This window comes from Nocardioides lianchengensis, from assembly GCF_900101465.1.
GTDB lineage: Bacteria > Actinomycetota > Actinomycetes > Propionibacteriales > Nocardioidaceae > Nocardioides > Nocardioides lianchengensis.
Genome location: NZ_FMZM01000005.1, coordinates 1 through 10,701, shown reverse-complemented (window position 1 = coordinate 10,701; position 10,701 = coordinate 1). Strand labels below are relative to the sequence as shown.

11 protein-coding genes are annotated in these 10,701 nt (G+C 74.3%); 4 read left to right on the top strand and 7 right to left on the bottom strand.

Features of this window, described 5'->3' with window-relative positions; genetic code table 11:
* Positions 1–266: 266 nt before the first annotated feature.
* The 6 genes from BLT76_RS09840 to BLT76_RS09815 all read right to left on the bottom strand — a co-directional run bounded on the left by BLT76_RS09840 (position 267) and on the right by BLT76_RS09815 (position 5,361).
* Complete coding sequence (locus BLT76_RS09840; protein ID WP_090854609.1) at positions 267–710, bottom strand: DUF3040 domain-containing protein; 444 nt, start codon at positions 708–710, stop codon at positions 267–269.
* 129 nt (positions 711–839) lie between these two features.
* Positions 840–2,063, bottom strand: coding sequence for a DNA polymerase IV (gene dinB / locus BLT76_RS09835; RefSeq protein ID WP_244509350.1), 1,224 nt, complete (start codon positions 2,061–2,063; stop codon positions 840–842).
* 24 nt (positions 2,064–2,087) lie between these two features.
* Positions 2,088–2,816 carry a methyltransferase gene (locus BLT76_RS09830; RefSeq protein ID WP_090855576.1) on the bottom strand — a complete coding sequence of 243 codons (729 nt, stop codon included), beginning with the start codon at positions 2,814–2,816 and terminating at the stop codon, positions 2,088–2,090.
* A 135-nt stretch (positions 2,817–2,951) separates the two neighbouring features.
* Positions 2,952–4,142: an endonuclease gene (locus BLT76_RS09825; RefSeq protein WP_090854606.1), complete on the bottom strand. Its 1,191-nt coding sequence runs from the start codon at positions 4,140–4,142 to the stop codon at positions 2,952–2,954.
* Between the two features lie 110 nt (positions 4,143–4,252).
* Positions 4,253–4,711 (bottom strand): SAV_6107 family HEPN domain-containing protein, encoded by a 459-nt coding sequence (locus tag BLT76_RS09820; protein ID WP_170866999.1) that lies wholly within the window; start codon positions 4,709–4,711, stop codon positions 4,253–4,255.
* A 155-nt stretch (positions 4,712–4,866) separates the two neighbouring features.
* Positions 4,867–5,361 carry a hypothetical protein gene (locus BLT76_RS09815; protein WP_090854603.1) on the bottom strand — a complete coding sequence of 165 codons (495 nt, stop codon included), beginning with the start codon at positions 5,359–5,361 and terminating at the stop codon, positions 4,867–4,869.
* A gap of 46 nt (positions 5,362–5,407) precedes the next feature.
* Between BLT76_RS09815 and BLT76_RS09810 the strand changes: the two genes are divergently transcribed.
* From BLT76_RS09810 to BLT76_RS09800, 3 genes are read left to right on the top strand one after another with little or no spacing between them, the layout of a single operon-like run.
* The gene (locus BLT76_RS09810; RefSeq protein ID WP_090854598.1) at positions 5,408–5,881 is read left to right on the top strand and encodes a YbaK/EbsC family protein; all 474 of its coding nucleotides are present in this window, start codon (positions 5,408–5,410) and stop codon (positions 5,879–5,881) included.
* A gap of 3 nt (positions 5,882–5,884) precedes the next feature.
* Positions 5,885–7,147, top strand: coding sequence for a hypothetical protein (locus BLT76_RS09805; protein ID WP_090854595.1), 1,263 nt, complete (start codon positions 5,885–5,887; stop codon positions 7,145–7,147).
* Between the two features lie 10 nt (positions 7,148–7,157).
* Positions 7,158–8,468, top strand: coding sequence for a phytoene desaturase family protein (locus tag BLT76_RS09800; RefSeq protein ID WP_090854592.1), 1,311 nt, complete (start codon positions 7,158–7,160; stop codon positions 8,466–8,468).
* On the opposite strand, the gene metF is transcribed toward BLT76_RS09800, so the two are convergent.
* Entirely contained in the window at positions 8,465–9,355 is an 891-nt protein-coding gene (metF, locus tag BLT76_RS09795; protein ID WP_090854589.1) for a methylenetetrahydrofolate reductase [NAD(P)H], read from the bottom strand. The genes BLT76_RS09800 and metF overlap by 4 nt on opposite strands.
* A 77-nt stretch (positions 9,356–9,432) precedes the next feature.
* Here metF and BLT76_RS09790 point away from each other — a divergent pair, with 77 nt between their 5' ends.
* On the top strand, positions 9,433–10,500 hold the full coding sequence (locus BLT76_RS09790) for a polyprenyl synthetase family protein (protein WP_090854584.1): 1,068 nt from the start codon (positions 9,433–9,435) through the stop codon (positions 10,498–10,500).
* Positions 10,501–10,701: the final 201 nt, after the last annotated feature.

The window sequence follows — 10,701 nt, the reverse complement described above, 5'->3', positions numbered from 1 at the left end:
GGCCGAGTCGGCGCGAACTCGCGCCGACTCGGCGGCGCTCCGGTTAGTCAGCCGCTCGGCTGGTCGCCGTCGCCGGGTCGTCGGCTCGCGAGAACAGGATGGGTCTCGACACGCCGGATCCGGCTTCGTTCCTCAGCCGGACGGCTCGCTCGACCACCAACGCCAGGGCCGCTGGCGCGTCCCTGACCGACACGCCGGATCCGGCTTCGTCCCTCAGCCGGACGGCTCGCTCGACCACCGACAGCCGATCCGCTGACGCGTCTCGGCTAGAACCCGCCGGACTCGCGGCGACGGCGCCAGCGCTCCTCCATGCGCTCCATGAAGGAGCCGGAGGAACGGGGGGCCCGCAGGGAGCGGCCACGGGGACGGCGGCCGCCCTCGATGACGGTGAAGCCGTGGGAGGGGTGCCCGGAGGTGCGGGCGGCGTCGGCGGCGGCAGCGGCCTGCTGGCCGCGGACGGCGTTCAGGCCGATGATCGCCGAGCCGAGCATGATCACGAAGCCGACGATGCCGACGATCCAGTTGGTCATCGCGCCGGCGAGCAGGACGGCCATGCCGAGCACGAAGACGACCCCCGCGGCGATCGCCCGGCGACGGGCCGTCCGACGCAGCGAGGTGCCCCGCAGCGTGGAGGCGAACTTGGGATCCTCCTCGACGAGGGCGCGCTCCATCTGCTCGAGCAGTCGCAGCTCCTCTTCCGAGAGTGGCACCGGTTCCTCCAACGGGGTCGAACGCGTCAGCCAGGCTCCCCGATCCTGGCGTGGGACCAATTCTAGGCAGGCCCTCACGAACACGGTAGCCGTCATCGACATTTTGCTCCCGAGCGGTTCCCGCTCCGGTCATCCGGCGACCGATCGACGGGTCCCCCGGTCGTGCCGCAGCAGGCTCGCCGGGCCCACGACCGCGGACCCGAAACGCGCCACCGCGCGGTCCACGGCCCGGTCCGCATCGGCCCAGCCGTGGTCGGGCTCACCCAGCTCCAGCTGGTGGTGGACGCCCGCCCGCGAGACCAGTCCTTCGACCCGCACGCCCACCAGCCGCAGGCGGTCGCGGTGGGCGCCGAGGGCGTCGTACAGGGCGACGGCGGTGCGGTAGACCTCCTGGGTGACGTCGGTGGGCTCGGGCAAGGTGCGCGAGCGGTTGAGGGTGCGGAAGTCGGCGTAGCGGACGGTGATGGCGACCGTGCGGCCGACCTTGCCGGCGCCGCGCATCCGCCGACACACGCGGGCGGCCAGCCGCAGCAGCTGGCGGAGCACGAAGCCCCGGTCGGCCGAGTCGCGTCCGAAGGTCTCCTGAGCGCCCATCGACCGGTCCGGCTCGCCGAGGCCGAACCCCGCGGCGTTGCGCGCCACGACCTCACTGCGGTCGGTGCCCAGCGCGAGGTCCATCAGGTGGGCGCCGGAAGCGCGGCCGAGGTGGTGCTGGAGCACCTCCAGGGGCATCCGGGCGACGTCGCCGACCGTGTGCAGGCCCAGGGCGCGCAGCGCGCTGCGGGTGCTCTCGCCGACGCCGTACAACTCGCCCACGTCGAGCGGGTGCAGCTGCTCGACCACCTGGTCGGGAGCGATGGTCAGCACGCCGTCGGGCTTGGCTCTCCGGCTGGCCAGCTTGGCGACCGAGCGGGTCGCGGCGAGACCGACGGAGCAGGTGATGCCCTGCTCGTCGTGGATCCGGGCCCGCAGCTGCTCGGCGATCGCCTCGGGCGGGCCCAACCGGCGGACCGCACCGCCGACGTCGAGGAAGGCCTCGTCGAGGGAGGCCACCTCGACCAGCGGCGTGACCCGCCGGAAGGTCTCCATCACGGCTCGCGAGACGGTCGAGAAGGCGTCGAAGTCCGGCGCGAGGGTCACCGCCTGCGGGCACAGCCGCCGCGCCTGGGCGCCGGGCATGCCGGAGCGGACGCCGAACGCGCGGGCCTGGTAGCTCGCCGACAGCACGACGCCTCGGTGACCGCCCCCGACGATCACCGGCTGGTCGCGGAGCTCGGGTCGGTCCCGCGTGGCGACGGAGGCGTAGAACGCGTCCATGTCGACGTGCAGGATCGGGGTCACCACGGCCGTCACGGCCGGGCCCGATCAGGGCAGAGGTCAGCGGTTCGCGACGACGTGCAGCTGCGTGGCGAGCGGGAGGTACTCGGGGCGCTGCGCGACGGCCTGCTCGAGCTCGACGAGCGCGGCGGTGGCGCCGGGCTCGAGCTCCAGCAGGGAGCCGGGGACCAGGTCCGCGAAGACCCGGACGCCGTGGACCTGCGGGGCGGCGAAGCCGGCGTCGGCGAGCAGGGCGACCAGCTCGTCGTGGGTGAAGCGTCGCCCGGCCCGGCCGGACGGCGAGGCGTCGTCGAGCAGGGCCAGGGCCTGCTGGAAGTGGCCCGCCATGGCCCGCGCGACCACGGCGGCGTGCCGCTGGGCGACGACGAGGCTGAGCGTGCCGCCGGGACGCAGGACGTCGCGGAGCGTGGCGAGCGCGGCGGCCGGGTCGTCGACCACCTCGAGGACGCCGTGGCACAGCACCACGTCGGCCGCGGCGGTGCCGGTGACGTCGAGCAGGCTCGACAGGTCACCCTGCTGGCCGGCGACCTCCACCCCACGCTCCCGGGCCCGCCGGTCCAGCGCGGCCAGGGCATCGGGACTGGGGTCGACCACGACGACCCGGTGACCGAGCTCGGCCACCCGGACCGCGAACCCGCCGGTCCCACCGCCGATGTCGAGGACGTCGAGCCCGCCGTTGGAGGCGTCCAGGACCGGCCGCAGGGCCTCCCACACCACGGCGGTGCGAGCGGCGCCGCGCCGCTCGCTCGGACGCTCGGTCGCTGGCATGACGACCACCCTAGGGGGTGCGGGGGCGCTACGTCGGGCACGGGTCGGTCCGCCTTCCGGCTGGTCGACCCCGGGGCTCACGTCATCGAACAGCTGTTCGATGCGACCACGATAGCGCAGCCCGGGCCGCCGCGGTCAAGCCGCGCTCCCCCAGATCTCGGTCGCCCACTCAGGGTGGTCGATGAACGGGTTCCGATTGAACTGGTAGCTCTCGAAGATCACGTCGTTGCGGCGCATCTCGAAGGCGTCGACAGGGTCCGCGGCGCTCCAGGCGAGCAGCGTCGAGAGCTTGCCGATGTGGGGCGCCGAGCCGTTGCCGGTGACCTCATTGACCTCGAGGTCGGCGAACCCGTCACCTCCCTCGTAGCGGACCGACATGTAGAGGATCATCCGGGCGACGTCGCCCTTGACGGCGTCGCGGGGCTCCCAGGAGTCACCGTCGGCGAAGTTGCCGGGCGCCTCGTCGTTCTCCGTGCCGCCATTGTCGAAGTCGAGGTTGCCGCGGTCCGAGTTCACCGACACGTCCTCGGGCCGCAGGTGATGGACGTCGGTGCCCGGGCCGGTGGCCGTGCCGAAGTCGCCGTGACTCTTGGCCCACACGTGCTCGCGGTTCCACTGGTCGACCCCGCCGCCGTTGGCGCTCTTGGCGATGCTGTCGCCGGTGTAGAGCTCGATGACGTTGCTCGGATTGGCGGGATCCTCGTCGGTCTCCTTCAACGCGTCCCAGACCTGGGCGTACGACAGCTTGGTGACACCGGTCGAGATGATGGTGTGCAGCGCAGCCTCGAGCTCGGGCCCGGTCTTGCCGACCGCATCGGCGTAGTAGGTCTCGTCGTACTCACCGGTGCCGGGCTGCGGGTCCGGGTCGGGATCCGGGTCCGGCTCGGGATCGACGGCCCCGTCGGCCAGGGCGAAGGCACTGGCCCCGGTCACCCCCGGTCGGGAGAAGTACGACACCAGCGCGCCCGTCACGTCGACGCGCCGCCCCAGCAGCTCGGGGTGGGACTTCAGCCCCCAGGTGGCGCGGAACGCGCTCGGGACCTGCACGTAGACCATCTGTGAGGTGTCGGTCACCCCGGGCGCGTCGGCGAGCGCCAGCGCGTAGTCGGAGGGGTAGCCGCTGGTGACCACGGAGGTCGCGGACGTCGGCTGGCCCACGACGTAGCCGCGGACCGTGGCGACCGAGCCGTCCTGGCCGGCGCGTGCCGAGGCGACGCCGATCTCGCCGGCGGCGTGCGCGCCGTCGGCGAGCGGATTGACCAGGGCCAGGACAGCGGCCAGGAGAGGGACGAGCAGCAGGGCCGGCACACGGGCGGCACGGGACACAGCGAACTCCGATCGGACGGGCGGGAGGGCGCACCCAGTCCAGGGCGTCGCTCCCCCGCCGTCCAGACGGGGAAACCCTTGTCGTCAGGCGGAGCCGTCAGACGATGCCGTCAGCCGGCGCGGCTGACCGGCGCCGCGGAGCCGACGTGAGGCACCAGGCCGAGGGCCCGCTCGACCACCCCGAGGAAGCGGTCGGCGTCGCGCACCAGATCGTCGGCCTCGCGGGCACTGACCGCGCGGGTCGAGCCGGCCTCGGCGGCGGCCCGCTTGGGGGCCCCGGCGGCGAAGAAGCTCGCCCACTCGGTGAGCTCGGGCGCGACCTCGGTCAGCAGCACCCACGCGTTCTTCTGCGGTCGGCGCCGAGCCGGGGTCGGCCGAGCCCGGGCCGCCAGCAGGGCAGCAGCCGCCCGCAGCGCCGCGACGTGCGCACAGGCGTAGCGGGTCGGGACGTCGACCGCGCCGACGGCCTCGCTCAGCGACTCGGCCGACCGGGCGAGATAGGCGTGGGTGGTCGCCGGCAGGGCGTAGGGGTTGGGGGTGACTCCGGGCATGCTGCGTGCGTCGCTCATGTGCGTCTCCTCGTGCCGCCGACCCCGTGAGGTCCGACGGGAGCGGGGGTCGAGGTCGCTCCCGTCGGACCGTTCGAACATTTGTTCGAACACCTGAACGGTACACCGCGCCACCGACAGTGCGTCAAGGGCAGTGCCGGGAGTCGGGAGGAGCCTCAGTCGACCGGGGTCCCCGACCGGTCGGCCTCGCGCAGGAAGGCGGTGGTGTCGCGGTGGAACAGGAAGTAGACGAGGACCACCTCGATGACCAGCGAGACCGCCGCGAAGGCGACGTACAGGCCCGGCGGGTCGGTGCGCAGGCCGGCGATGGTGCCGAGCGCGGTGAAGGCGACCAGGACGGCCAGGCAGGTGCGCGCCCAGAGGTGACCGATCCGGACGAACGCCAGCAGGACGAGGGCCAGGCCGGCGATCACGACGAACAGCACCACGGCGACCGGCGCGAACGCCGGGATCTGCACGGGGCTGTCCTTGACGGCGTCGAGACCCCCCTGCTCGAAGGTCTCGCGCACCGACGGGTTGTGCTCGGCCCAGGACCGGATGAGCGAGTCCTCCAGGAACACCGACAGCACCGCGGCGACGGCCCCCAGGGCCAGCAGCACGCCCAGCACCTGGGTCGTGCGGGTGACGGTGGTCGGATGGTTCCCGGCCATGTATTTCCTTTCGAAGGAGGTCCGGCGAGGACCTAGAGTCCGCAGTATGACCACGGAGCACCCCACGATCACGCGCTTTCGCGACGAGCATGCACGACGCGGGGGCACCGGCGAGGTCGTCATTCTGCCGGACTCGGTCCACACCGCGGCACTCGCCGCCGAGGCGCTCGGCTGCGAGGTGGGCGCGATCGCCAACAGCCTGCTCTTCGACGCCGGCGGTCGGCCGGTGCTGATCCTCACCTCCGGCGCCCACCGGGTCGACACCGCGAAGGTCGCCGCGGACATCGGGGTGGAGCGGCTGAAGCGGGCCACACCCGAGTTCGTGCGCGAGCACACCGGCCAGGTCATCGGCGGGGTCTCCCCCATCGGCCACCCGGCGCCCGTCCCGACGTACCTCGACCCGTGGCTGCGACGCCACGAGGTGGTCTGGGCGGCCGCGGGTCATCCCGCGGCGGTCTTCTCGACCACCGTGGACGAGCTCCTCGCGCTGACCGAGGCCACCGAGATCGACGTGGCCTAGGAGGTGCGCACCGACCTGGCCGACCCGGCGGTGCGCGCCGCCCTGGCGGCCCGGCTCGGCGAGCGGTACGCCGGACGCCCGGTCGTGCTCGGTCCGGGGACCCTGGCCGGTTGGACCCCCTGGGTCGCCCGGCTGCGGCGGCTCGGCTGCCGGGTGGTGGTCGTCTCGACCGGCCCCGGCGTCGGCGACCCCCCTCCCGCGGGGTCGTGCACGGTGGTCGAGGTGGAGGCGCCGCCGACCCGGTGGACCACCGACGGGCTCCGGCTCCACGACCGGCTGGTCCGGACCCTGCCGGCCTCGGCCCGGGCCGCGATCGACGCCGTCGACCCGGACCGGCGGGGCTGCTGGGTCACCTCGCCGTTCGTCACGACCGACGAGCCCATCGACGGCCGTCCGGTGACCGGCGGGCGGCCCGCGTCGTACCTCGCCCTGGAGGACAAGTCCCGAGCCGACGCGGTCTGGTTCGCTGCCGGCGTCCCCCACTCCCCGTCCCGTCTGCTCCCCGTCGACGACGAGGCGGGTCTGGCCGACGCGACCGCGGAGCTCGCCGGCCCGCTCGGCACGGTCTGGTCGGGTGACGGGTTCAGCGGCGGCGGCGACTACGTGCGCTGGGTGCGCGACGCCGACGACCAGCGCACGGCCCGGGCGTTCTTCGCCCAGCACTGCACGCGGGTGCGGGTCCTGCCGTTCCTCGACGGGGTCCCGTGCTCGATCCACGGCCTGGTGCTGCCCGACGGCACGGCCGCGTTCCGCCCGGTCGAGATCGCCGTGCTGCGCGACCCCGCCGCGCAGGCCTTCGTGTACGGCGGGCTCGCCACCCACTGGGACCCGCCCGCGAACGACCGGGAGCGGATGCGCGACCTCGTGCGCCGGGTCGGCGCCCACCTGGCCGCTGCGCACGGCTACCGGGGCGCCTTCGGCGTCGACGGCGTGCTGACCGCCGACGGCTTCCGGCCCACCGAGCTGAACTCGCGGATGTCGGCCGGCCTGACCCTCCTCGCGCGCGCCGACCCCGACCTGTTCGCCCTGCTGCAGCCCGCGCTGGTCGACGGCGTCGCCACCGGGCTGGGCGTCGCCGACGTGGAGACCCTGCTGCCCCTGCTCGACGCGCAGCGCCACTCCCACGCCGTCGACCTCGACCCCGGCTCGTTCGTCCCGGTCGACGTCCCCGCACCCGGCCCCGGCGGGCGGCTGGCCGACGTCCTCGCCGCGCTTCGGCCCGACCTCGCGGCGGCTCCCGACGTACGACGCGGGGCGGTGCCCTAGGGTCACGGCCATGGCGCGGGTCGTGGTCGTGGGCGGCGGGTACGGCGGACTGGCCTCGGCGGCCCGGCTCGCCAAGCTCGGTCACCAGGTCACCCTGGTGGAGGCGGCGCCGACCCTCGGCGGCGCGCTGGGCCGGGTCGAGGCGGACGGGTTCGCCTGGGACGCAGGGCCGACGTACACGCTGCTCCCGGCGGTGCTGCGCGACCTGTTCCGCAAGTCCGGGCGGCCCCTCGAGCGCGAGCTGGAGCTGGAGCAGCTCGAGGTGGCACGCGAGCACCGGTTCGAGGACGACACCCGGGTCCGGGTGCCGGCCGGGCCGCGCGGCGCTCAGCTGACGGCCTTCGACGAGCTCGACCCGGGGCTGGGCCAGCGCTGGGTGGACCATGTGGCGTCGTACACGGAGGACTGGGAGGTGCTGCGACGCGGCTACCTGGAGGTCCCCTGGACGCCGGGGTCGCTGCCCCGCGATGTGGCGGCTCGCCTGGACGGTCGCGAGACGCTCCACAAGCGCCTGCGGAAGGTCTTCAAGGACGAGCGTCTGCGGATGGTCGCCGCCCACCCCTTCGTCGCGGACGGCCACGACCTGCGCAACGTGCCGGCCTGGGCCGGCCTCCAGGCGTACGTCGAGCAGCGCTTCGGCGCCTGGACCGTCCCGGGCGGGATGGGCGCGCTCGCGGGGGTGCTGGAGTCCCGGCTCGCGACCCGGAAGGTGGAGGTGCTGACCTCGACGACCGCGTTCGACGTGCTCGTGCGGTCCGGCCGGGCCGCGGGGGTCGCGACCGCCTCCGGCGAGATCGACGCCGACGTCGTCGTCTGCGCCGTCGACCCGCGCCGCCTGCCGGCGCTGGCGTCGTACGTCGACCGCACCATGCCGGCCATCCCACCGGTGGTCTGCCACGTCGGCGTCGAGGGCGACCTGCCCGCGCTCGACGACGCACCGGCCGAGCTGGTGCTGCACGGCGACCCGCTGCTCGTCGTCCGGACCGGCGGTACGGCACCCGACGGCGCCCGCGCGGTCACCGTGCACGGGCGCGGCCAGATCGCCGAGGACCTGCTGCGTGCGCTCGCCCGGCACGGCATCGACCTGCGCCCCGGCCTGGTCACCCGCGTGGACCGCTCGCCCCGTGACCTGGTCGAGCAGTGGGGTGGATCCCCGCTCGGGGTGCTCTGGCAGGGCCGCGGCACCGTGCGGCAGCGGCTGGGACCGCACACGCCGATCCCGGGCGTCTACGCCGCCGGCGCGTCGGCCACCCCGGGCTCGGGGCTGCCGTTCGTGGGGTTGTCGGCCGCGCTGGTGGCGCAGGCCGTGGGCGAGGCCTAGACCCCGACGTTGAGCGCCTCGAAGATCTCGAGCGTCGCCTTGGACCGGTTCAGCGTGTAGAAGTGCAGGCCCGGCGCGCCGCCGGCCAGCAGGTCCTCGCACAGCTCCGCCGCGACCTTGATGCCCTCGGCCCGCAGGGCGACCGGGTCGCCGTCGTACGCGGAGATCCGCTCGACGACCTCGGCGGGGACGTCGGCGCCGATCAGCTCGCCCTGGCGGCGGATGGCGTTGAGGTTCAGGATCGGCATGATGCCGGGCAGGATCGGCAGGTCGACCCCGCGGGCGCGGACCCGCTCGACGAGGGCGAAGTAGTCACTGGCCCGGAAGAACATCTGGGTGACCGCGAACTCCGCACCCGCCCGGGCCTTGGCGACCAGCACGTCGGCGTCGTGGTCGAGCGACTCGGCGGTCGGGTGACCCTCGGGGAAGGCGGCCACCGCGACCCGGAAGTCGCCGCGACGCCGGACCAGCTCGACCAGCTCGCTGGCGTAGGTCAGCCCGCCCTCGGTGGGCGTCCACGGCGCTCGGGGACCCTCGCTCGGGTCGCCACGCAGCGCCATCACGTGGGTGACGCCGGCCGCGGAGTAGGTGTCGAGGATGTGCTCGATCTCGGCCTCGGTGTGGCCGACGCAGGTCAGGTGGGCGACCGGCAGCATCGAGGTCTCGCGGGCGATCCGGCCGGTGATCCGCACCGTGGTGCCCCGGGTGGCGCCGCCGGCGCCGTACGTGACGGAGACGAAGGTGGGGCGGTAGGGCTCCAGGTCGCTGATCGCGCGCCAGAGCTGCTCCTCGCCGGCCTCGTCCTTGGGCGGGAAGAACTCGAACGAGAAGGAGCGGCCACCCTCGGCGATCAGGTCGGCCAGGCTGCGTCCGTGCTCGATGCTCATGGCACGAAGTCTAGGTTCGGACCCGGCCGAGGGACCGCATCGTCCGACCTCCGGGCGCCTGACCTACGCTCGTCGGCGTGACGGGCAGTGGATGGGACGGCGCCGGCTTCCGCGACCAGGTCCAGGCGGCGCTCGACGACTTCCTCGACGAGCAGACCGCCCGCCTCGCACCATTGGGCGACGACGCCGGACGGCTGTTGGCCGAGGCCCGCGGCGTGATCAGCGGGGGCAAGCGGTTCCGCGCGGCGTTCTGCTGGTGGGGCCACCACGCGATCGCGGCACCGAGCGACGAGAAGGCGCTGGTGCGGGCGTGCGCCGCCCTGGAGCTGCTGCACGCGAGCGCGCTGGTCCACGACGACCTGATGGACGCCTCCGACACTCGGCGCGGCCGCCCGGCGACGCACCGCGGATTCGCCACCGCCCACCAGCGCTCGCGCTGGCGCGGCGACCCCGAGCAGTACGGCGCCGCCGCCGCGATCCTGCTCGGCGACCTGCTGCTGTCCTGGTCGGAGGAGCTGCTGCGCCGCTGCGGGCTGCCGCTGGAGCAGGTGGCGCCGGCCCTCGCCGTGTTCGACCAGTGCCGGACCGAGGTGATCGCCGGGCAGTTCCTGGACGTGTCGGTGCAGGCCCGCGGCCACGCCGACGTCGAGACCGCGATGACCGTGCTGCGCTACAAGTCCGCCAAGTACTCCATCGAGCGCCCGATCCACGTCGGGGCCGCGCTCGCCGGCGCCGGACCGCAGGCGCTGGCGCGGCTCTCGGCCTTCGGGCTGCCGCTGGGCGAGGCGTTCCAGCTGCGCGACGACCTGCTCGGCGTGTTCGGCGACCCGGCGACGACGGGCAAGCCCGCCGGCGACGACCTCGTCGAGGGCAAGCGGACCGTGCTGGTCGCCCTGGCCCTCGACGGTGCGTCCGAGGCTGACGCCGCGCTCCTGGACGGGTCCCTCGGCACCCCGCTCGACGAGGACGAGGTCGCGGTGCTGCGCCGGATCATCGTCGACTCCGGCGCCCAGGAGCAGGTCGAGGCGGTCATCGCACAGCTCGCCGAGCTCGCCGTCGGCTCGCTGCGCAGCGGCTCGTTCGACCCCGCGGCCACCCAGGTGCTGGAGGAGCTGGCCTCCGCCGCCACGCAGCGGGTCGTCTAGCGGAGCCGCGCCAGTGGGTCCGCTGATGGTGGTCGAGCGGAGCCGCGCCAGCGGATCCGCTGATGGTGGTCGAGCGAGCCGCACGACCGAGCTTGCGAGGTCGTGACCGGCGTGTCGAGGGCTCGATCAGCTCTCGCGGGCGCCGTCCGCAGCGTCGTACGCCGGCGTGTCGAGGGCTCGATCAGCTCTCGCGGGCGCCGT